12 protein-coding genes and 1 pseudogene are annotated in these 21828 nt (G+C 68.5%); 7 read left to right on the top strand and 6 right to left on the bottom strand.

Annotated features, from left to right (window positions below; translation table 11 throughout):
* Nucleotides 1-145 precede the first annotated feature (145 nt).
* From G4D85_RS50360 to G4D85_RS24400, 6 genes and pseudogenes are all read left to right on the top strand, one after another.
* Nucleotides 146-505: pseudogene (locus tag G4D85_RS50360) on the top strand (transposase); the annotation flags it as partial.
* A 437-nt stretch (nucleotides 506-942) separates the two neighbouring features.
* Nucleotides 943-2025 carry a serine/threonine protein kinase gene (locus tag G4D85_RS24420; RefSeq protein ID WP_164016055.1) on the top strand — a complete coding sequence of 361 codons (1083 nt, stop codon included), beginning with the start codon at nucleotides 943-945 and terminating at the stop codon, nucleotides 2023-2025.
* 143 nt (nucleotides 2026-2168) lie between these two features.
* Nucleotides 2169-2309: a hypothetical protein gene (locus G4D85_RS24415; RefSeq protein WP_164016053.1), complete on the top strand. Its 141-nt coding sequence runs from the start codon at nucleotides 2169-2171 to the stop codon at nucleotides 2307-2309.
* An 80-nt stretch (nucleotides 2310-2389) separates the two neighbouring features.
* Complete coding sequence (locus tag G4D85_RS24410; RefSeq protein ID WP_164016051.1) at nucleotides 2390-3259, top strand: DUF2381 family protein; 870 nt, start codon at nucleotides 2390-2392, stop codon at nucleotides 3257-3259.
* Nucleotides 3256-5064: a serine/threonine protein kinase gene (locus G4D85_RS24405; RefSeq protein ID WP_164016049.1), complete on the top strand. Its 1809-nt coding sequence runs from the start codon at nucleotides 3256-3258 to the stop codon at nucleotides 5062-5064. The genes G4D85_RS24410 and G4D85_RS24405 overlap by 4 nt, the downstream gene beginning before the upstream one ends.
* Before the next feature lie 160 nt (nucleotides 5065-5224).
* Nucleotides 5225-6379 (top strand): serine/threonine protein kinase, encoded by a 1155-nt coding sequence (locus G4D85_RS24400; RefSeq protein WP_164016047.1) that lies wholly within the window; start codon nucleotides 5225-5227, stop codon nucleotides 6377-6379.
* Nucleotides 6380-6680: 301 nt separating this feature from the next.
* On the opposite strand, the gene G4D85_RS24395 is transcribed toward G4D85_RS24400, so the two are convergent.
* The 3 genes from G4D85_RS24395 to G4D85_RS24385 form a co-directional block, all read right to left on the bottom strand.
* Nucleotides 6681-8159, bottom strand: coding sequence for a PD40 domain-containing protein (locus tag G4D85_RS24395; RefSeq protein ID WP_164016044.1), 1479 nt, complete (start codon nucleotides 8157-8159; stop codon nucleotides 6681-6683).
* Between the two features lie 124 nt (nucleotides 8160-8283).
* A complete protein-coding gene (gene pdxR, locus G4D85_RS24390) occupies nucleotides 8284-9759 on the bottom strand; it encodes a MocR-like pyridoxine biosynthesis transcription factor PdxR (protein WP_164016042.1) in 1476 nt (491 codons plus the stop codon).
* Between the two features lie 688 nt (nucleotides 9760-10447).
* Nucleotides 10448-12085, bottom strand: a complete 1638-nt coding sequence (locus G4D85_RS24385) for a HEAT repeat domain-containing protein (RefSeq protein ID WP_205525679.1) — start codon at nucleotides 12083-12085, stop codon at nucleotides 10448-10450.
* Nucleotides 12086-12507: 422 nt separating this feature from the next.
* On the opposite strand from G4D85_RS24385, the gene G4D85_RS24380 reads away from it, so the two are divergent.
* Nucleotides 12508-16494 carry a coiled-coil domain-containing protein gene (locus tag G4D85_RS24380; protein ID WP_164016038.1) on the top strand — a complete coding sequence of 1329 codons (3987 nt, stop codon included), beginning with the start codon at nucleotides 12508-12510 and terminating at the stop codon, nucleotides 16492-16494.
* Nucleotides 16495-16570: 76 nt separating this feature from the next.
* Here G4D85_RS24380 and G4D85_RS24375 read toward each other — a convergent pair whose 3' ends face one another.
* The 3 genes from G4D85_RS24375 to G4D85_RS24365 form a co-directional block, all read right to left on the bottom strand.
* Nucleotides 16571-18256 (bottom strand): LysM peptidoglycan-binding domain-containing protein, encoded by a 1686-nt coding sequence (locus G4D85_RS24375; RefSeq protein ID WP_164016035.1) that lies wholly within the window; start codon nucleotides 18254-18256, stop codon nucleotides 16571-16573.
* A gap of 131 nt (nucleotides 18257-18387) precedes the next feature.
* Entirely contained in the window at nucleotides 18388-19782 is a 1395-nt protein-coding gene (locus tag G4D85_RS24370; protein WP_164016031.1) for a DUF1552 domain-containing protein, read from the bottom strand.
* 2 nt (nucleotides 19783-19784) lie between these two features.
* Nucleotides 19785-21824, bottom strand: coding sequence for a DUF1588 domain-containing protein (locus G4D85_RS24365; RefSeq protein ID WP_240359467.1), 2040 nt, complete (start codon nucleotides 21822-21824; stop codon nucleotides 19785-19787).
* Nucleotides 21825-21828 lie beyond the last annotated feature (4 nt).

Below are 21828 nucleotides of genomic sequence, written 5' to 3'. Positions count from 1 at the left end.
GCATCTTCTTCACCATCTGCTGCTTGAAAACTTCCGAGTACGGCACGGCGTGTCTGCCTGTCCTCGCCCCCTGGGCGGTGTCACCTCAGCGAGTTAGCCGAGGCGACATCTTCCCTGACACAGGGGGGTCGCTGGCGCCAACACGAACGACTTCAAGCTGGCGCGCTCCACGCTTGAGTCGATTCCAGTCCAACGTCCCCTGCCAAGTCGGAGCCGTCGTCAGACGCTGTGCGTCGACCTGGGGTATGCCTTCAGGCCCGTGCGCGAACTGGCCCAGGAGTATGGCTTCACGCTCCGGGCGCCGAGACGGCGCTCCCAAGTGAGTCCCAAGTGCGCACGACGTCGACGCCCTTCGCCGCGATGGGTCGTCGAGCGAACCCACCCCTGGCTCAACCGCTTCCGACGCTTGCTGGTGCGCTGGGAGAAGCGAGAGGACACCTACGTCGCGATGCTGCACTTCGCGCTGGGCATCATCACCTGGCTCCACTCGCTCCTACCGAAATAGGCTCTTAAGGGTGTTGGCGTACGTGAAGGGAGCAGGAGGGGTGAGAGCGGTTCTGGAGCACCTGGGGTTGCCCACGGCGAGTGCGCACTTGGCCCCTGCGCGAGGGCCGCCCCAGAGCGCGTGGTGTTGAAGCTCAATCCGCCACAGCCAGCCAAGAGAGGCAGGCACCTGCCGCGCCCCTCCTGGGAAAGCGGCTGGGCTGGGCAGGCATGTGTCTGCTGGAGATGAAAGGCTTCTGCGCCGGCTCGGCGTGCGGCTCATGGGCTCCCCGTCAGCGTCCCTCATCTCCCGCTCTGCTCCCGCCCGCTACGCCCAAGAGGGCTCCTGTCCTTCCTATGCTCGCCAACAAAATTGTTTTTCCGAAGGGCCCTACTCCGCCATAAGATCCACACGAAAAGCCCAGTCTACTCAGCTTAACCCGAACCGAGAATTGACATATGGCACTCCTACTCGACTCAGGCTTTACCGAAGAAGAGATCCAGCGCCTCGTCGAAATTTTGCTTTCAAAATACGGGAAGGTTACTCGCAGAAGCGGAGGAATGTGCGGTTCCGTCTTCTTTTTCGACCAAGGAGAAAACGCTCATCCCCGATACATTGCAGTCAAGGTGCCAAGAGCGCCATCCGACAACCCAGCGGAGCGCCACCGGAGATTTCTGCGCGAAATCCAAATTCAACACAACACCTTCTCTCATGAATTTGTCTGCCATCCTTTTGATTATGAGATCGTGTTTGACACCCCTGTAGCACTCTATAGAGCCATAAGCGGTGATCTTTCTGAATGGATCCCGCAGGCAGGCTTCTCGAATGCCGGTCGGCTTTCTACCCTGTCATATCTCTGCGCTGCCCTGATCCATTGCAGACAACGAGGTGTTCTTAATCATCAGGATCTGAAGCCACAAAATGTGCTCATGAGAGATTATCGCTCCGACTTCGACGGCCTCCCAGTTGCAGACGTGTATACGGTCCCGCTCCTCGCCGATTTTGGGCTCGCGAACATGAGTTTGGAGCATGATCGACCAGATGGGCCAAAGCCCTATATGTCCCCGGAGCAGTGGTCCGAAAACAAGGCTAATGGTGCTTCGGATGTCTTCTCATTTGGCGTCATCATGTATGAAGTGATGACCCGTGGCATCCACCCAATTGGTGAACGCGTTAGTGACTGGTGGCCGACCCCGCGTGAAGGGAATTCAAAGAAATGGTCGAGGGACGATCTTTGGAAGCGATGGGCGAAAGCGGGTAACGCCATCGCGCCAAATCCCCAAGTTTCGGGCGACTTCGAGCGCCTTGTGCGCGACTGCATGTCGCCGAGGCCGGAACTACGGCCTTCATTTGAGGAGGTCCAGGGACGTCTGCTTCGGCTTTTGCGATCCCTTGATAGCAGTGCATACGATCAAGCAGCTTTTCGCATCAACTATGCAAACAGTAACGCCGGGACCGTTGATGATTGGCCGTACCGCAACCACCGGCTTGAGAGGCTTCTGAAACTTCTGGAAATCGACGAAGTCGACATTGTCGGTTAAGGACGCTGGCGTAAATTACTTTGCCAACTTCTATGCCCATCGCACAGCGGAGCAATGCCATAAGGTGGAAATTAAATTTACGCCAGCGTCCTAACTGCCGCGCGATTGCGGTCGGTGCCGGGCGGACGCTCGACCCTGACTGGATGAAGGGGAAGCCTGGCGGCTGGGAGAACGAGCTGCTCGTCGCGTACCTGCGGCCCACCTGGGGCGTTGCCGCATACTCCGTGCCGCTCGTCGACGGAGCGTTTCTGTGGGGCGGCAAGGTGCACCACTGCCCCACATAGGACGGGTTCGCCTGTAGGAAAGAGACCCACTGCGCACCGACCCGCGATGCTAGCCTTCCTCCTCGGGAGGTCATGCACCATTGCTCCAACCGTTCAGATTGGCCCTAGCGCTCGCGCTCGTCTCGGGAGCTGCTGCGGGGGCTGAGCCGGCACCGGGAGCGCGCGTTGACCGTAAGCGCCCCGTGACCGTCGCCAACGCCCCCACCGATCCGCTGCCCGTTGTCCATGTCTCGGCGGACTCGCCGACGTTGTTCCTGTTCTCCTCGCCGATCCAGAAGAAGACCCTCACCTTCGACGAGTCCCGGATTCGCGTCCTGGATGCCGGCGAGCGGTCGATCGTCGTTCAGCCCGTGGCCAATCTCGGCGACGGCGAGCGGCAGGAGATCGGGGTCTTCTTCGCCGACGGCCGAGCGCCGACACGGGCAGCGTTCGTGCTCGTGACCGACCCGGCCGAAGTGGACTCTCGGATCGACGTGCAACGCCCTGAGCCGCCGAGCACGGCCTGCCAGCCCACGGCTCAAGCCCCGGCGCCGAGGCCGGAAGACTTCGTGCTACTCGGCTACGTGGACGCGAAGGGCGTCACGACGTCCAGCAGCAAGGGCAAGCTCGATGCGGCGCAGGGGTTTATTTTGGACTCAATCGTAGCCTTTCGGGGCACGGGTTGGATTCTGGCGGACGTGACGATTGTGAACAGCCCTGACCGCCCAGCCTGGACACCACGAGAAGCGATGTTTGTGGGGCGAGTCGGCATGACCCTGCGGGCGCGACTCGTAGCGAAGAAGCCGGGAGCAATCCCTCCGGGGGAGGACGGGCGCGTTCTGGCGGTCGTGGAAGTGCCGGAGACGAAAGCAGACCTCGTCTTCACCCTGGAGGTGCGTGGGGATGGGGAACGTCGGCTCACGATTCCAGACGTGCGTTTCCTGAAGCCCGCCGCGGAGGATGCCCAATGAGCGCGACGCTGCTCCACGTTCCGCCCGGTTCGTTGATTGACGGGTGGCAGGTTTCCAAGCCACTCGGTGACGGAGGCTTTGCGTTCGTCTTCCTTGGCGAAAAGAACGGCAGGCACCGGGCCATCAAGGTGGCCCAGCATCGGGAGTCCAGCGGCGACCCCAAGCAGACCCATGCCCGGACGCTGCGGGAGTTGACGGCGCTGCTCATGCTGGACCATCCCCACATCGTCCGACCGCAAGGATACGGCCTGGCGGAGAGTGGGAACCTGTACCTCGCACTCGACTACGTGGACGGCTGGACGCTCGCGGAGTGGGCGGAGCGCAAGCACCCGACCGTTCGCGAAGTCCTCGGGGTCTTCGAGAAGATTGCCGGTGCGCTGGCATACATGCATCGCCGGGGCGTCCTGCATCGGGACATGAAGCTGTCCAATGTGCTCATCCGGAAGAGCGACGGCGATCCCGTCATCATCGATTTCAGTTGCGCGACCTACACACTCGCCGAAGACCTGACGGATGGGGGATTGCCTCCAGGGACAGACCGCTATCGCGCGCCCGAGCAGTTCAAGTTCCTGCGCGAGCACAAGGACGAGCACCGGGCCCGCTACGCCTTCCAGGTCGCCGACGAAATCTTCGCGGTCGGCGTCATGCTTCATGAACTGCTGACCGACCCACGTCCGACGGAGTTTCGTCCACGCTTCGACTTGAATAGCCCTGCCCTCCCACCGCCGCCCCCTCGCTTGGCGAATGCGCGGGTGCCAGCGGCGCTGAGCGACCTGGTCGAGAACATCCTGGCCCGAGACCCCAAGGGGCGTCCGGTCGATACCGAGGCGCTGCGCCGCGAGCTGGCGGATCTCCGTACCGAGCGCTCCGCTGAATATGACGTGCCGGTCCATCCACCCGCTGCACAACGTCACGGAGGGCCAACACCTGCGGCACTGGCGATGCCCTCCGCGCCGCAATCTCTCAAGCGGAATGTGGCCATGATGGAGCGACCGCTTCGTGCGGGAAGGTGGCTCGCAGGCGTCGTTTGTATCGTCGCGTTCGTCATGGCTGCGGCCCTCTGGCGATTGTCAGGGAGCGCCCCCGGCAGACCTGCCGGGTCGCACGACGCTGCAACCCCACGCCCTCCTCCTGCCACCACCCATTCCGCACCGTCCCAAACACCCCCTACTGCTATGACACCTGCTGGCCCTTCGTCCGTGACAGTCCCGGGGCCACTCATTGCCGCTGCCCCGAAGGAAGGATCTGCTTTGAAGACCCCAGCACCCGAAGCCTCGCCCCCAAGACGTGCGCCCCGAATGCCGAAGAAGTCCGTTGCCGCCGTCGAGTGCGCGTCGCTGTCGCTCGTCGCGGCGCTGGCGGCGGGTTGTCCAGGCGCCCAGATCCGGCCCGAATCCTTCACCTGCCCGGCTGGGGCGGAAGAGGCCATGCGGGAGCAGCTTCACTGGAGGGACGGAGACAGATTCAGTCTGCAACTCGACGACCGCCAAGCGGGCTTTGAAGAGGTGTGGTTCACCGCTGGTGCGGAGGTGGTGGGGGTGGTCCCCAAAGGCGTCAACGATGACCGGCAGGCCGCAGTCGCCCCTCGTGGGACGCGCTTCTACGGCAAGGCCTACTACCTCTCCGACAAGATGGGGCGTGCGGATGGGCCGGCACTCGTCATCCGGTACGACCGCGTGAAGCTCCCGGGGCAGGACGAGCAACCCATTTGCTTCGTGCATGAGGGGACTGCCGTGGCGTTCAAGGACGGAAGAGTGAAGGCGGTCAATCGGGGCTCAGGGACAGTGGTGAATCGCTGGCCCTGAGCAGCCCCGGGGCGACGTGATGGGTAGGTGCTTGATTTCGCCCCCTCCTCCTCAAACTCGACATGACCTCCCAGGGTCGTTCCACGATGGCCCATTCCACAGGTAACGTCGTCCACGACGCGTCGGCCTTCGGATGCCTGCGCGAAGAGGAGGAAAGAGCATGTCGGAAAGTGAGTTCAGGCTTCCACGCGGGGCTATTCTCTTCACGCGGGACGGCTTCCAGTACGAATTCCGCGAAGACCTGGGAGAGGTCCACCACGGGTTGAGTCTCCTACTGGCCCGACGCCGAACTTCTGAGGGCAACATCCGGGGCAAGGTGCTGCTCAAGGCGGTGGGCGTTCCGAAGTTGATGGAGGTGCCCCGCATCAAGCGGGCGCGGGCGAAGCTGGAAGAGCAGGTGCGCCTCGCGACGTACCTCGACCATCCGGGCATCCTCCGTGTCCATGGACTGCACAAGGCAGAGGGGTGCTGGTACGTCATCACCGAGCATCCGTCGGGGCACAGCATCAACACCCTGTTGACGCTCTCGGGGGAGTGCGGTCGCCGGTTCTCTCCCCTCTTCACCCTCCATGTCGGGGCGCGCGTCGCCGAGGCCTTGGAGCATGCCCATGAGGCGAAGGACGAACAGGGGCGCTCCCTCAACATCGTTCACCGGGCGCTCGACGTTGAGCACATCTTCGTCGATTGGAACGGCGACGTGCAGGTCTCCGACTTCGGGCTCGCCCTTTCGGACCTGCCCGGCCGCGTTTCGTCCACGGTGCGCCAGCCGCAAGGGGATGCGTTCTACTCCTCCCCGGAAATGCTCCTGACGGGCCGCGTGGATGCGCGCTCGGACCTCTTCGCGCTTGGCAATGTCCTGCTTGAACTCGCGACGGGGAAGAACCTCCTGGATGCCCCGGACGCCTTGACCGAAGAGGTGAAGGGCTCACTTTCGGTCAGGCAGCGCGTGCGGGTCCGGCGTGCCGTCAGGCGGGCGCGGCTCGCTGGAAGCCCTGTTGGCGTGGAGGACGCGATCTGGCGCGCGGCGACCTACTCGCAAGCGGACCTGGAGGCGTTGACGGAACCGCTTCCGCAGGGACTGGGCCTGGCACTGCGCAAGCTCCTCCAGCCCCGTCCGGAAGCCCGCTACCAGACAGCGAGGGAACTGGCGGCGGACCTGCGCCGCTGGCTCGGAGAGGGAGACGCCTACGGTCGGAAGGAAGCGGTGTCGGAGCTGCACGAGATGGCCAAGCGCGCCCGCGAGGTGATGGTCGAGCTGGGCATGCGGCGCCCCCGTGGCCTCCAGGTGTCCCAGGACGAGATCAGCACGAACTAGCCACGCTGCCTTCGAGGAGGCTCAACTCCAGTCCCGCCATGTTGCACGTATGTCGCATGAAGCTGCGGCATGGGGTGGAACATGGCGGGACAACAGGTCATGCGGCGGGATATCGAATCCGGGTCGCTCCGAGCGGTAGCGAGGTAAGGGCGCGATCCTGCTGGGAGTTTCGCACCGCCCGGAGCGGGTTCGATTCCCGCCGCCTCCAAGCAGCAAAGAGCCCGTGGCGCCGCAAGGTGCCACGGGCTCTTGCTTTCCACGCGGCGCGGCGATGGACAGCTCCGCGCCTCGTCCGGACGCGCTAGGGTTCGGCGCGCGCCACGTAGACCCCGGCGGTCACCCCGGGCGCGTTGCGGGTGTAGATGAGCAGGCGGCCGTCAGGGCTCGCCAGGAAGTTGGCGTCGACGCCGGTGGCGATGCGCCGCGGCTCCAAGATCTTCCTGGAGAGGTCCACGACCCTCAGGTCGCCCGTGAACGTGCCGAGGTCGAAGTTGTCGAGGTACGAGACCTTGCTCCCCGTGGCCGGCAGGTAGTTCCACGCCTTTTCATCGCTGTACTGCCGCGAGGTCGTGCCGAACTGAGCGAAGAGGGCACCCAGCCCGTTCGCCGCGTCGGTCGAGCGCGCGAACAGGAAATGCCTCGAGTCGGCGGTGAAGCTGGGAACGCCGCTCCAGTTGCGAGGCTCGGCGTCGATCACGACAGCCTGGCGCCTACCGCGCACGTCGACCTGGTTCTGATCGAGGCCAAAGCTCGACGCCTGGGTGAAATAAGCGAGCTTCTTGCGATCTGGCGAGCCCCAGGGCCTGGTGATGAGGTCCGATCCGGCGAGCGTCGTCAGGAAGCCGCGGATGTTCTCGACCAGCGTGGTCCGCTCGCCGGTGGCCGGGTCGAACCGCTTCAGCGCCGGCCGGGTGCCGACGAGGCCGACATACACGACCCCGTCCTCGGTGATGAAGCCCGTGCGAGTGACATTCTGGTCGACGACGATGGGCGCTCGATGCTCGGAGACCACGACGGCCGTGGACGGAGACGCGAGCGTGGTGAAGAAGGTGGTTCCGCTCTCGTCCGCGGTGAAGAAGGGCGGCGTCGCCACGCCGCTGAGCAGGTCGGCCTTCGTGCTCCCTCTCCAACTGGACAGCGTCGCGGTGCTCTCTCCGGGCCGGCAGTACAGCGCGACCGGGTGCGCGGAGTTGCCGCTGCCCACGAAGCTCGCCCACGGACGGCAGAAGCCGAAGGGGAACCCCATCGGGATGCCGGCGGCCATCGTCGTGCGCCACGAGAGATCGGCCGACGCCAGCTCGAGGTCTCCTGAGGTTCCATCCGCGCTGCCGCGCGTGGGGTACAGGACCGAACGCCCGTCGGGGCTCGCCGCGGTAGAGAAGGTTCCGATTGGCGAACCGTCCGAAGCGAAGTTCGCGCCGGACTCCGCGCTCCAGACCCACAGCGGGCTCACGCCAAACCCGGGCTTCGTACGGTCGGGATTCGTCCAGACGAACGCCACCTTGCCGGAGGCGTAGACGAAGGCGAGGTTTCCCGCCGGGACGGAGGCCACGCGCTGCCGCTGCGCTCCTGAAATGAGGGCCGAGGCGAAGACCTCGGTGCCCTCCTGGTAGAGCACGTAATCGTCGCTCGTCACCGCGAGCAGCTGCTGGGCGCTCCCGGGCTGAACGAGCAGCGGCGCGGAACTGGAGACCTCCTGGGTCTCCTGCAGCGTCTGGAGGTCGTGGGTCGACGGATCACCACAGCTCGCAAGCGCCAGGACCCATCCGCCAATCAGCAATCGTCTCGTCATCGGTTTCTCCCGTTGGGGTTCGCGGGAAAAAATGCCGAGAGGGCTTTTGCATATGGGTCCAGTTCCGGAAAACGAAGGGGTCCAGTCGGGCGGGAGCAGCGCGGCGACGCCGTCAGCGCCGATGGGGCGGGAGCGCTGCGCGGCCCGTGGCCTCCGCGTACGCCTTGCCGAGACGGCGCGCCGCCTCGACGAGCTGAGCCTCATCGCACGCGGCGAAACCGAGGCGAGCGAAGTCGCGGGGTGCGGCTCCGAGCAAGAAGTGGCTGGCCGCCTGGAACGACACGCCGGCGGCCAGCGCGTGCTGGGCCCAGGCGTCGACGTCCGCGCCCGGCGCCTGTGCCCAGATTGCCAGTCCGCCATTCGGCGCCGTGAAGACGAGGTCGGGGACGTGGCGCGTCAGCGCTTCCGCGAGCGCGTCCCGGCGTGAGCGATAGAGGCGCCGCGCTCGGCGGACGTGTCGCTCGAGTTCTCCGTCCTCGATGAGCTCCGCCACCGCGCGCTCCACGATATGGTCCCCCTGCTGGTCGACGTACGCGCGATAGCTCGCGATGCGCTCAGCGACCTCGGGGGTGGACGCCACGAAGCCCAACCGGAGGCCAGGAGCGAGAATCTTCGACAGCGTGCCGAAGTAGACGACCACGCCGAAGCGATCCGCGTGCGCCAGCGGCAACACGGGCGAACCCTCGTACTGGAACTCGTGGTCGTAGTCGTCCTCGAGGATGAGCAGGCCTCGCTGGCGTGCCAGCTCCAGCAGCCTCAGGCGCCGGGGCGCGCTCAAGGTCACCGTGGTGGGGAGCTGGTGGTGCGGCGTGAGGTAGACGGCGTTCACCTTCCGGGTGGCGCAGACCGCCTCGAGCGCGGTGACGTCCAGGCCTTCACGGTCCACCGGAATGGGCACCACCTCCACGCCGACGAGCTGGAACACGCCTCGGAAGGCCGGGTGGCTGTACGCCTCGACCGCGACGCAGTCTCCTGGCGCGAGCAGGGTTCGCGCTGCGAGGTACAGCCCCTGCTGGGTGCCGCGGACGATGTTGATGGTGTCGAGCGTCGCGCGCACGCCCCTGCTGCGCGTCAACATCTCGACCACTGCCTCGCGGAGCCGCGGTTCGCCGCGCGGGTCCCCATAGTCGAGCAGCCTTCGTGCGCCGCGGCCGTCGAGAGCGTGGCGGTACGCGCGCGACAACGCAGCGCGGGGGATGAACGAGAGCTCCGGGATTCCGCCCAACAGCAGCAGCTCCGCGCGTCGAGACGCCGCGGGCTCGGGCAGCTCGAGCCGTGGCAACCGGAAGCCTGCGGCCCTCGCCATCGCCTTCCCCGAGGACTCGGGGAACATCGGCAGCTCGAGCGAGACGTAGGTCCCCTTCGCTCGCTCGGTGGTGATCCAGCCCTCCCGCGTCAACTCGAAGAACGCAGCGACCACCGTCTTGCGCTGGACGCCCAGCTGCGCCGCCAGCTTGCGCGTGGAGGGGAGCCGGTCTCCTGGTGCCAGGCGCCCACGCTGGATCTCCTCGGCGATGGCGCGGGCGATCTGCTGCGCGCGCGGACCTCGCCAGTCCGTACCGACCTTCAGCACAAACTCCCAGCTCATCAGCGCACGTCCAGGTCGCGGCGTCTTGCAGCCACATCGCGTCGGAGCGCCCAGCCGCTCGCCGAGCGTGGCCTGCCCCACTACCACGAGAGGAGGGCGCGCGGGAGCATCGCGGGTTTGGCCTCCGCGCTCCCATCAGGTGCGTGGCAGGGGCGCGAGCCTGGCATATCCTCCGTCCATGGACAGGCTGCGCGTACTCTCCGCGAGAGACGTACTGGACGGCGATCACGCGTTCCTCGAGATGCCCGGGCCCTTGATGTGGGGCGACAACTTCCGCTTCGAGCATCGGGAGCCCGAGGTCCAGGCGCTGCGCAGCTCCGTGCAGATCTTCTGCGGCGAATACGACTTCACCGTGTCCTGCATGCCCCGGGAGCACGCTCCGGACGCAGACTTCACGCGGGTCATCGCCAACGAGCTCCGCCGCCGGTACCTGGCGAGCAACCGTGGCTCGGAGCTCGCGCTCTCCGCCGAGGGACGGTTCCAGCTTCGGGCTCACTGGCACCGGTGGCTGCTCTCCAAGGCTCCCCCGCTGGAGGAGGCGGTCGCGCTCGTGGACTCACTGCCTCACCGGGCGCCCGTGGACGTGCTCTGGGACTTCGCGAACTTCGGCTGCCTGATGTGGGACTGGAAACAGAAGACCCTGGAGCTGCTGGGAAAAGAGGACCGGCCCGGCCGTGAGCGACAATGCTCATTCGACGTCGAAGACCTGCCCGTCACGGGTGATACGGACCACCGGGTTACACGCTGCGCCGAACGCCTCCGAGTACGACCAGGGCCAGGCTTCCATGGGCACGAAGTCTTCGTGGCTCAGGCCCAACTCCCAAGGGTTTCCATCGCGGGTCATGACCACGAGGTCACCCCGGGACTCCAGGGCATGGGCGCTGGGGTGCCCGGGAAGTGGGGCAAACGGTCTCATCATCCATCCGCCCTGCTGCGTCCGGGCGACCTCGCTCACGTCTCCAAGGTAGACGCCATTGTGACTCAAGCCATGGAACACCAGCCGCTTCCCGTGGAACTCCAGTGAGTATTTGGGAGTCGGTACGCCCCACCAGCGGTCGAGGCTGATGCGGCGCCCCTTTTCAGACACCCAGGTCTCGGCGTGGCCGTCCTTGGCTCCAGGATTCAGGACGAGGCACGCCTGGTTCATCGGAATGAAGCCGTTGCGGAACGAGTCGGTGGAGATGCCAGCACAAGGGCCCGAGGCGTGAGGGGACTCTGACGGCCGCTGGAAGCTGTGAAGACGCACCTGGCCCGTGCGCAGGCGCAGCTCCCATTGCCCGGGTTCACCGTCGAGCTTGGTGAGCTCGGGACAGGGGTACGCTCTCGGGGGCTTCCACTGTCCGGTCATCTTGAGGCGGGCGACAGCCGCGCCGAGCCGGACGTGAGGGGAGGCGTGGGTTCCCGCCAGCTCCTCGAGCCTGGGGAGCGCCGCGGAGGCCTTCTGCTTCAGGCTTCCGAGCGCCCGGGCCGCCGCGGCCTGGACTCCCGCATGCGGGTCATCGAGCGCCCGGAGCAGAGCCCCAATGGCCCTGTCGTCTCCAAAGCGCGCGAGGAGCGAGGCGGCACCCTCCCGCTCCCACGGTGCCCCTCGTTCGAGCAGGGCCTGGAGGACCTCCCTGGCCTGTGGCGGTGGGGTGTCGATGCGCCTGAGGGCGTGCTGACGGCAATCGGGTATCGGAGACTCGAGCAGCCGGGCGCGCCAGGCGTCGAGCTCGGGGCTCGGCGTGTCGGCCAGGTAGTGGAGGATGAGCGGAGTCAGTCGCTCGTCGTCACGTGTGAGTGCCTCCATGAACTCAGGGTAGACCTCCTTCCGGGCACCGCCGGAGAGTGCATGCGCGATGGAGCCCGCGTAGGGCATGCAGGCATCCTCGACGACCTGACAAGTCCTGGGCAGGGGCTGCTGGCAAGAGGGGTCCGCGGAGCGCCACAGCGTGGGCCGCGCCAGCTCACGCCGCAGGATTGCCCGGACGCGTGGGGTGAGCTTCCGGGTCAAATTGCACAGCAGGTCCGCGCCACGTGCGAGCACCGGCGGGGTGATGTCCGGAGCCTCGAGGGCCTCCACCACCAACGGGGCGAGCGTGGGCCCTACGCAGGGAAGGATGTGGGTGGGGCCCTCCTGGAGGTAGCGGCGCAAGGCGGACCCCGCACGGGCATCATCGAAGCGCACGAGCGCGGCGAGGGGTAGCTCGGGGGGGCCCTTCTCATGGGCGTGGAGCAGCGCGGGGATGGCGTCAGGCGTCTGCGCCGAGAAGGCGAAGTTCGCCGAAGACAGCGCCAGCGCGGCACCCGAGCGGACCTGGGGCGCGGGATGGAACAGGAGGGGCACGAGGCCGGCGTGCGCCTCGGAGCCCCCTGTGTCCAACTCCCGCGCAGCGCATCGTTTCAACGGGTCAAGGCGGTTGAGCGGCAGGGAGCGGGCATCCTCGTCGTGGACGTGACCCTTCGAGTCTCCTAGCAGCGTGAGGCAGCTGTTGACGTCGATGCAGCAGCGCTGCCCCGGCGTTGGGGCCTCCACCCGCCGCGCACAGGCGGGGCTGAGCAGGAGCAGGCCCCCCAGCAGGAGCAACCGTGAATGCGAAGGTGGGGAGAGCGTGATGCGCGAAGGCTTCATGGGGCACCTTGCCGTGGAGCATGACCCAGCCAGGGTGTCGACGTCTTCAGGGAGCACGCGAACTTCGCGCCTGGAGAATCGACCGAGGGATTCCGCTAGGCTCTGGCGCCTTTTCCGACAGGAGCCCTCCGACAGAAATGAAGCACTCCCTCCCGGTCGTTGCGACCGTCCTGCTGGTCCTTGGCACCGGCTTGCTCTCCGTCCCGGCCCAGGCTGGCAGTCGCCCCCAGCGCGTGCGCAGCGCGGTGGGCGTCGTGAAGCTGTGGTCCGAGTCGCAGCACCTCTACGTCAAGGGCGACATTGGCGTGGCGGACGCTCGGCTTCGTGAGCTGGAGACGTGGCTGGCGGCGAATGCGCCTCACTGGACCGTGGTGCTGCTGGAGAGCGCCGAGGGTGAGCGCTTCACCGACGCCGAGGGCACCTCCTTCGAGGGAATCGAGGCAGTGAAGCACGCGCTCGGCAAGGGGCTGTCGAATCGCACGCACTTCGGCGCGCTGAGGCACCCGCGCACGGGCGAGCAGGACGGCGCCATCTTCCTCCTCTCGCTGGAGGAGCGGAACCTGTCCTACTTCGGCTCGGACGCGCAGGACCGGCGCGAGCTGGGCGAGGAGCACTGGGTAGGCCAACTGGATGCGGCCGCCATCGCCGCCATGCGCAATGGCGGGCGCGTCGTCGATGCGGCGCGCGACACCATCACCACCATCGACGCCCGGCTGGCCCTCGTCGTGAGCCAGGAGGAGGCGGCGCGGGAGCAGCGGCGCGTCTCGCTGCGCGACCGCCTGCAAGGGCTCCTGGGAGCGCTCGACACCATCGCCGCGCTCCGGGATGAGACGTTCCAGGCGCGGGCCGTGCCCCTCGTGCCCCAAGCCAACCCGGACCTCGCGGGGCTTCGCGCGAAGGTGACCCTCGCGCTGACGCTGCTCGAGCCCGCGGACAAGGCGCGCTTCGAGCCGGCGGAAGCGGCGCACGAGGCGCTGCGGGTCGCCATCGATGAGGCCCGCCAGGGCGTGGAGGACTGTCGCGCGGCCCTCACGCGGCTCCGGCAGGAAGAGACCGCGCTCGCGTCGCGCCTGGCGCATCCCCTCCGCCGCTTCGAGCCACCGGAGGTAGGGGCCGCCCAGGAAGCGCTCGAAATGGCCCGGTCCGCCGCCCAGGTGCTGGCGAGTGACCGCGAGGCGCGCTTCGCCGAGGCGGTGGCGCGGCGGGAGGCCCTGGACAAGGTGCTGGAGGAGCTGTCCCGGAGCGAGCAGCGGATGAACGCGCTTCCGGGCCTGCTCGACGCCGCGGGGCAGCGGCGCGACGCGGCGCTCGTCCAGTCGCACCTCGCGGCCTCGCGCGAGGCGCTGCGGAAGGCGCGTGAGGCGTTCGAGCGCGGAGAGCCTGCGTTCACCGGGCGGGTGCGCGCGAGCGACGAGGCCTACGCGGTGGCCCTCGCGGGCATCCGGAAGGCCGAGGCGGAGCGGGCCCTGCGCGTGTTCGGCGTGTTCGTGGGCTCGGTGACGCTGCTCACCGTCCTGGGCATCGCGCGCTTCCGGCGCAACCGGCGCAGGCGCGAGGCCCTGACGCGCTACACGCAGTGGCGCACCGCCATCGACGAGAAGACCCAGGCCCTCTTCGGGCTGCTGGAGCGGACCCACGCCGTGGCCGGCCGCTCCCGGGAGGACATCGAGCAGCGCTATGCGGGCGTCTCGCGCGAGCGGGGGCTGAAGCTCGCCTCGGATGTGGACGAGCTGTTCCTGCTGTCCGTCGCCGCGGCGCGCGTACTGGGCGAGGCCGACACCTGGCTCACGGGAGGAACGGGGGTCCTGAACTGGTTCGGGAAGCACCTGACGACCGGGCGGTACGCGCGCGTCACGCGCCTGCTGCGCGACCAGCCCATCACCTTCCACCCCGACGAGGGGGTCGAGTGGGTGCTCCGGGGCGGCCGCACCGACACGCAGAAGCTCATCGGGCCGCTGGCCAGCCACCAGCCGTTTTCCCTGTCCTTCGAGGCGCTCGTCGAGGCGTTCAACTCGCGCGCCGCGAACGCGCTCGCCGTGCTCGATTCGCTGGAGCATGCGCCGGAGCGCGCCCGGGAGGCCAGCACCCTGCTGGAGGGCCTGGCCGCCGAGCTGCGCGGCCACGAGGCGGAGGTGGAGGGGCTGCGGGCACCGGCGCTCGTGGGACGCGTGGCGCCCGCGCTGGAGGCGTGCGTCGGGCATGCACGGGCGCTGCTGCTCCAGGACCCGCTCGGTGCGCTCGAGGGGCCGCTCCAGGAGGGGCTGCGACAGGGCCTGGACACCCGGGCCCTGCGCGCGGTGCTCGGGCGCGGCCGTTCGGAGGTGCTGCCCACGGCGGAGCGCGCGGGCGTCGCGCTCGTCGCCACCGGGCTGTCCCGCCACTGGGTGGACCAGTCCATCGAGCTGCTCACGCACGCGGGAAACGCGGTGGCGGAAGCCCTGGTGGAGCGGCCCGCCACGGCTGACCTCCAGTCGCTCACCGAAGGCCTGGAGCGGCTTCGAACGCGCGCCTCGGAAGCCGAGGCGCTGGTCGCGACGGCCGGAAAGGCTCGCGACGAGCTGACCCGGGCGGCGAGGGCCATCGACACCGCGAGGACCGAGCTGGGCCAGGCCATGGGCAAGCCGCCCTCCGCGCTGCTGCGCGAGGAGGGCTCCAATCCGTCCGACCTCGCGAACGCGGGCGAGCGGTCGCTCGCGGAGGCCCGCGAGGCGCTGGGGAAGGGGGCGCTGGAACCGGCGCTCACCGGGCTCATCGCCGCGCTGGCGCGGGTGGCCGAGGTGGATGCCGTGCTCGCCCACAGCCGCGAGGCCCTGGCGCGCTTCTCCCCTCGACGCGAGGCCTGTCGGACCGAGGCGCGGCGGCTGGAGCGGCTCGCGGCGGAGCGGGAGGCGCTGCTGGGCGACCTGACGCGGCGCTACCAGCCTTCGGCGCTGCGCCTGCGCGCGGGAGACCCCGTGCACCCGAACGCGAACGGCACCGTGGGGGACAACCTGGACGAGGCGGCCTCGCACCGGAAGCAGGCGGCGGGAGTGCTCCGCGAGGCGGATGCCGCCTTCGACGCCGCGCGGCTGCTCGCCACCGCGGAGCTGCTGCGCCAGGTGGAGGGACACCACGCCCTCGTCGCTCACCGCCTGGACGAGCTGGAGGAGAAGGTCCGACAGCTCGAGGCCGCCGAGGCGGCGAACGCGCGGGTGCTCACGGCCACCGAGCTGTGGGTCACCGCCTGCGCCACCGAGGTGGCCGACCCGCGCACCATGGCGCCCACGCAGGCGGCGCTCGCGGAGGCCGGGCTCCTGCTTCAGGCAGCGCGGGAGGCGGTGGTGGCCCGTCCCTCCGAGCCCTTCACCGCGACCGAGCGGCTCACCGCGGCGACCCTGGCGCTCACCCACGTCCAGCAATGCGTGGCGTCCGACCGCGCGCTGCACGCGCGGGCAGGCGAGCGTATCGCGTCCGCGAGGGCCGAGCTGAAGCAGGCCGAGTCGCTCGCGAAGCGCGCCGCCAGCGACGGAGTGTCCGACAGCCAGGAGACGGTCCGTGCCCGGCGGGCGGTGGAGGACCTGGGCCGTGCGCTCGCCATGGCGGCACGGGCGCTGGACGATGCCCACGGGGACTGGAACACGGTGGACGCGGAGGCCGGTCGCATCGAGTCGCGGTCGGAGACCGAGGCCGCCACGCTGAGAGGAGAACTCAAGGCGGCCGAGCGCGCCGTGGATGCCATCCAGGAGGCGACCCGCGCCGTGCAGCGCGCCGACCGTTGGTCGGGCGGATACGGCGTGCGCATCGCCGGAAGGCCCGGGACGCCGCAGCTCTCCGATGCGCGCGCGGCCTTGCAGCAGGGGCTCTACCCGGCGGCGGAGCAGGCCGCGCGGCGGGCCGAGCGGGCCGCGCTGGATGCCATCCACGAAGCCGAGCGGGAGGAGGACCGACTCCGCCGAGAGGAGGAGGAGCGACACGAAGCCGAGCGTCGGCGGCAGGAGGCGGAGCGGCAGGAGCGAGAGGAGGAAGAAAGGCACCGGAGGGAGGCCGCCCAGCCGCGGAGCACCAGCTCGTCCTGGAGCAGCAGGGGCGACGATGATGGTTCGCCGTCGGGCAGCGGTTCGGGCTTTCGCAGCTCCAGCTGGTGATTCGACGGGGCGAAACCCTGGCACTTCCGGGCCCCCTCGCCGGAGAAAGCAGGGGGCCCGCCTGCTGCGCGCTCGCTCAGCTCAGGGCGTTGAGCGCGCGCCGGTAGTAGGCCTCGCGGTCCGCCAGGCCGTTGTAGCCGCCGTTGATGCGGCGGGTGATTTCGCGGAAGTTGCCCGCGTCCGCGTAGCTGTTGAGGTTGCGGGTGTTCCAGAACCAGGCGGCGGTGCGGAAGCCCACGTCCGGGTCCGCGGCGCGCTTGGGGTTGTTCACCAGGTCGATGCCCAGCGCCTTGCTCGCGGCGGTGTAGTTGGCGCGGCCGGTGAGCTGGATGGGGCCACGGCCCTTGAAGCGCTTGCCATCGCCCGGCTGGGTGTTGCCCAGGTCCTTGCGGCCCTCGTAGGCGGCACCCGAGGCGATCTCCTCCATGTAGCGGAACTCGCCGCTCTCGTGGGCGAGCTGGGCGAGGAAGGCGGCCTGGCGCTTGGGGGTGTTGATGTTGGCCTCCGCCATGGCCTTGTTGAGGTGGGGCAGGTACTCCCGGGCCTTGGCCTCGGAGAGGTTGGGCATGACCTTGCGCAGCTGCGCGAGCGACACGCCGCCCTTGGTGCCACCGGAGGGCGGGGGCGTGACGGGGCCAGGGCCCGTCGTCCCGCCCACCTTGGCGCCGAGCTTCTCGAAGGCCTTGCGGGTGAGGGGGCCGTAGAAGCCGGTGTTGGGCACGCCGTGAGCGGCCTGGAACTCCTTGAGGGCGCCCTCCGTCCTGGACCCGAAGATGCCCGGGCCGGTGTTCATCTCGGCCTGCGTCATGTGGCCCGCCTTCACCAGGGCCTTCTGCAGCTGCTCCACCGCGGCGCCCTTGGAGCCCTTCTTCAGGTCGCCGCCGGGCAGGCTCAGGCCCTTGACGGAGCCGCCCGCCGCGCTCGGCGTGGAGGTGCCACCGCCAGCCGGGGCCGTGCCCGGGCGCGGGTTGCCGCCGGAGAACGTCACCAGCTCGCCGGTGGTCTTGTAGTTGCTGGGGCCGCCCACCAGCCGGTTGCCGTCGCGCTTGAGGGCGATCTCCTTGCCGGTGGCCGGGTCATTGGCGAAGTAGGTGTTGCCCTTGCGGTGGGTGACGGTGATCCAGTGGTCGGTGCCGTTGGAGCCGCCGTTGGAGCCGGCCCTGTAGTCCACGCCGACGACCACGGGGCGGCCCGCGTCAATCTGCTTGTTGATGTTGTCGAAGCTCCAGCCGGGCTTGCCCGCGCCCAGGCCCGCCATCTGCGAGGCCTTGCCCCAGATGAGGGCGTTGCCGGAGTAGCCCCCGTTCTTGTCCAGGTGCTGGTCCAGCTCGCCGGGGTTGATGACCTTGCCGGAGATCTTGCTCACGGCCATGGCGGTGGCCGTCATCGCGCAGCCCGCGGCGGACAGGCTGCTGCTGCTGCCCAGGCGGCGGCCGCCCCACTGCGGGTCGCCCTGGCGGAACATGGGGGTGCCATCGGCGGAGGTGGGGAACTTGCGGCCGTCGTCGTCACGCACCGGGCCCGCGGCGGCGCCCGTGGAGGGCTTGGCGGGGGCGGGCTTGGAGGGAGCGGGCTTGGTGGGCTCGAAGCTGTCGCCCGGACGGGCAGGCTTGGAGGCGCCGGGGACGGTCAGCTTCTGCCCAGCCAGGATGAGGTTGGGGTTCTTGATGTTGTTGCTCTTGGCGAGCGAGCTGACGGAGGTGCCGAACCTCTTGGCGATGGCGGACAGGGTGTCGCCGCTGCGAACGGAATAGGTGCTCACGGGAAGGGGCTCTCGTGGAAAGGGGGGGAGGAACTTCTTGAGATTGATTTTCGCATCAACCGAGAAGAAGTTGCGTAGGGGTCTGAAGAGACCCGGAATCCTCGCTCCAACCCCTTGGATTCGTTGCCGGCCTACCCGAGCAGCTCCGACAGGGGCCCTTCGACGATTCTCGTCGGTCCCTCCGCCCCGAAGGCGTTGAAGCCGGAGTCGCCCGCCGCGTGGCCCAAGGTGTTGAACAGGTTGGACACCTGGCGATTCCGGGCCTTGCCTTCGGCCGGGTACACCACGGTCCGTCCATCCGTCTTCAGCCCCAGCGCATTGCCACCGAGGACGAGCTTGGGCCACTCCCGGCCTTCCGAGTGGTGCTGTTCGCCATTGTCGGACATCAAGACAATCGCCGTGTGGTCCAGCATCGAACCGGACGCGTTGAGCTCCGGCGTCTCCGCCAGCGCGCGTGCGAGCTTCGCCACCAGGGCCACGTGCTTCCGGGTGACCGCGGCGATGCCGGTCCAGTTGGCCGCGTTGTCGATGCCGTGCTGAAGGTCGTGCCGCCCGACGCTCGCGATGCCCGGGTCATAGGCCACGTCGAAACCCGAGGTCCCCGCCGCCAGCACCACCACGTTCGTCAGCCCGCCCAGCAGCGCGGTGGTGGCGAGCTCGAATTGCGCCTCGAGCCATTTGAGGGAGTCGGGCGGGGTGCTGCCTCCCTGGAGCAGCGGGTTCACGGACGGGTGTGGGGGCAGCAGCGGCGTCACCTGCGCCGCCATTCCCCGCAGCTGCGACTCCCTCGAACGCAGCGCCTCGAGCGAGGCCAGGTACCGCTCCAGCTTCAGGCGCTCGTGGGAGTTGCCCTTGAAAGTCCCAAGCGCGGCCTTCGCGTCCTCGCGCGCGAAGTCGAAGAGCATCTGGCGCTCCTGCCCCACCCCCGAGCCGGCCGAGAGTGAGCCGAAGAGGGTGTTGTACGCGAGCATCGGGTTCACCAGGAGGCCGGCGGGCTTGCGCGGGCCGTACGCACACGTCTCGTAGACGATGGCGGTGCGCGCGGAGCTGGTGCCAAGCCGGATGGCGTCGAAGGGCGCGGTGCGCTTGAGCCTCGGCGCCAGCACCGCATCGAGGGTGGCCGCCGAGCCATTCACCGCGCAGCTCAGCGCCCCCGTTCCCGACGAGTGCCCACCTCCGGCGATGGTCGACGACAGCCCGAGCAACACCGCCGCGCGGTTTTCCAGGGACGGCACCCCGCTGCCTCCGGCGAGCGGCCCCAGGCACAGCGCGCTGGAGAGGTCATCGCCCGTGCGGAGCAACGGCGTCTCGGGATACACGTCGAGGAAGTTGTGCCGATTGCGAATTCCCGGCCCGAGGGCCGCGCGCGTCCCACTGGACAGGAACGCCTCGGGATAGATGCCATTGCACTCCAGCACCAGCACCAGCCGCATGGGCTTCGCCGTCTGGGCGAGCGCCTCGCGGTAGAGCGGAGCGAACAGGCCAGCGGCCACGGCGGACTTGAGCAACGCGCGTCGGGTCAGCATGCTCACTCTCCCTGCGCCGGCTCGCGGCGCGTCGTCCAGGTGTCGCTGGTCATCAGGGCTCTCAGCAGGGCCTTGAACGAGCCCTGGTGCTCGTCGTAGGCCTGCTCCATCCGCACCAGCGTGCAGGCGTCGCTCCGGTTCTCGTCGCGGCCCATGAAGTAGCGGAAGACGTTTCGGATGAAGCAGCGCTTCACGTGGCCCGAGGCGGCGAGCTTCTCGCTGAGCTCCACCGCATCCCTCACGGGTCCGTCCAAGCTCGGGTCCGGCATGTTGCGCAACGTCGACTGCCCGTCGGGCGCCATCCACCCACCGTCGGGGGCGTGGTCCCTCCTCCGCAGGTAGCCGGCATGGTTGTAGGTTTCGAACGGGTAGCCGAGCGGGTTCATCAGCGAGTGACAGCCCTGGCATTCGTTCCTGCCGGTCGCCTCCTCGAGGCGCACCCGCGCGTTCTTGTCCGGCGCGTGAGGCCCCACCTGCGCCCTCACGCGCACCGAGCTGAGGGGTGGCACATAGCCGCAGAGGAGGTTCTCCCGCACCCACTTGCCCCGGTGTACCGCGGACGGGTCGTCCTCGAAGTTTCCGCCATGCGAGGCCAACCAGGCCGGGTGGGTGAGCACTCCCGCGCGCTCCGACGCCGGCAGCGTCCGCCAGCGCGCTTCGGGGGTCGCGGCGATTTCGGCGGTGGTGCCGTAGGGCTGGCCCGTGTACCGCGTGGCGTTGCCGTCGAAGCCCGAGTCCTGGGTCGCGGCGAGGAAGAACCGCCGGGAGGTCAACAGCGTCTCGAGCACCGCGACGTCATCCACCACCGCGCGCGCGACGAAGTCGTCCATCTGCTGAATCAGCGTCGACTCGTCGCCGTAGTAACCGGTGAGCAGGTTGTCCCAGGCCGAGGCCTGCGCCCGGTAGCCACTCAGCTCCCCATCGTCGAAGGCGCTGGTCGCCTCCGGGCGCTCCTTGAAGATGGCCTCCACCTGCGTGTAGCCCAGCCATTGGCGGAAGAAGTTCGCCACGCCATCGGAGAGCCAGGCCTCGCCCCGGCGGGGACGCTCCCCCTCGCCGAAGTCCTGGACCAGGTCGAAGCGGGTGGGGTCCACGCCGCCGACATGCTGCTCAATCAGGGAGGCCACGACCTGCGGCGAGCGAATGCCTCCGTCGCGCGCTGCGTCGGCGATGTCTCCGTAGTGGCCCTTGGAGGAGGCGGAGGTCTCAGGCCACCTCCAGGTGGGAACCGCGCCCGGGGCGCGCTCGCCCAGCGCATAGGAGAGCTGCTGCGCGAGCTCCCACTCGCCGAGCTCGACGCGGCCGTTGCCGAGCGGTGTGCCCAGCTCCTCGCGGAAGAGCGCGCCACTCATCAACGTCGCCGCGGTGACGACGCGCGAGAGGCTGTGGGTCCGGACGTCCTCGCCTCCACCGGAGGGCTCCTGCGCGAGCACCGACTGGGTGAAGGCGGCCAGCCGGTCCAGCTCATCCGCGCGCGCCGGCCGGTACATCACACCCCGCTCGAGCAGGGTGGCGAGGTAGTTGCGAATGCAGGCGGTGCTCGGCTGCGCCTGCTCCCACATGCAGCGCAACGAAGGGTCCTCGCGGAGCAGGTCGAGTCTGTTCGAGCCGGTGTAGGGCCCGGCCCACGTCGCGCCGTACTCGTCCACGATGGGGAGGATGATCTCGACCATGGATTCATCGACCGTCTCATCGACGGCGTAGCTGCCGTAGGGCGCGCGTGGATTCGGGTCGAGCGGATTGTCGTAGAAGCTGAAACCGGTCCATCCGCGCGTCACGGCGCCGCCCACGTTGCGGGTCCACTGCCACCGGTTGACGCGGCGAAGGCGTGTGGGGGCATCAGAGACGGCCCCCTGGCAGGTGAAGAGCTCCTCCTGGGGAATCAGGTTCGGGGAGAGCTCGGTGACGTCGCTTCCGCCATCAGAAGCGGGAGAGACGCCGGCATCCGGGACGTCCGGCCCCGTCAGGGTACCCTTGCACGCGCCGAGCACCATCAGGCTTCCGATGACGCAAGCTCGCACTCCGCTACGACGAGCACTCATGCCA

The sequence above is a fragment of the Pyxidicoccus trucidator genome, assembly GCF_010894435.1.
GTDB classification, from domain to species: Bacteria; Myxococcota; Myxococcia; order Myxococcales; family Myxococcaceae; genus Myxococcus; species Myxococcus trucidator.
The sequence above is the reverse complement of the archived record's forward strand: the minus strand, read 5'-3'. Positions and strand labels throughout refer to the sequence as shown.

Excerpts from the sequence above, each read along its gene's own strand:
- G4D85_RS24420 (WP_164016055.1), top strand. The coding sequence starts at position 943 with ATGGCACTCCTACTCGACTCAGGCTTTACCGAAGAAGAGATCCAGCGC.
- G4D85_RS24415 (WP_164016053.1), top strand. The coding sequence starts at position 2,169 with ATGAAGGGGAAGCCTGGCGGCTGGGAGAACGAGCTGCTCGTCGCGTAC.
- G4D85_RS24405 (WP_164016049.1), top strand. The coding sequence starts at position 3,256 with ATGAGCGCGACGCTGCTCCACGTTCCGCCCGGTTCGTTGATTGACGGG.
- G4D85_RS24400 (WP_164016047.1), top strand. The coding sequence starts at position 5,225 with ATGTCGGAAAGTGAGTTCAGGCTTCCACGCGGGGCTATTCTCTTCACG.
- pdxR (WP_164016042.1), bottom strand. The coding sequence starts at position 9,759 with ATGAGCTGGGAGTTTGTGCTGAAGGTCGGTACGGACTGGCGAGGTCCG.
- G4D85_RS24380 (WP_164016038.1), top strand. The coding sequence starts at position 12,508 with ATGAAGCACTCCCTCCCGGTCGTTGCGACCGTCCTGCTGGTCCTTGGC.
- G4D85_RS24370 (WP_164016031.1), bottom strand. The coding sequence starts at position 19,782 with ATGCTGACCCGACGCGCGTTGCTCAAGTCCGCCGTGGCCGCTGGCCTG.
- G4D85_RS24365 (WP_240359467.1), bottom strand. The coding sequence starts at position 21,824 with ATGAGTGCTCGTCGTAGCGGAGTGCGAGCTTGCGTCATCGGAAGCCTG.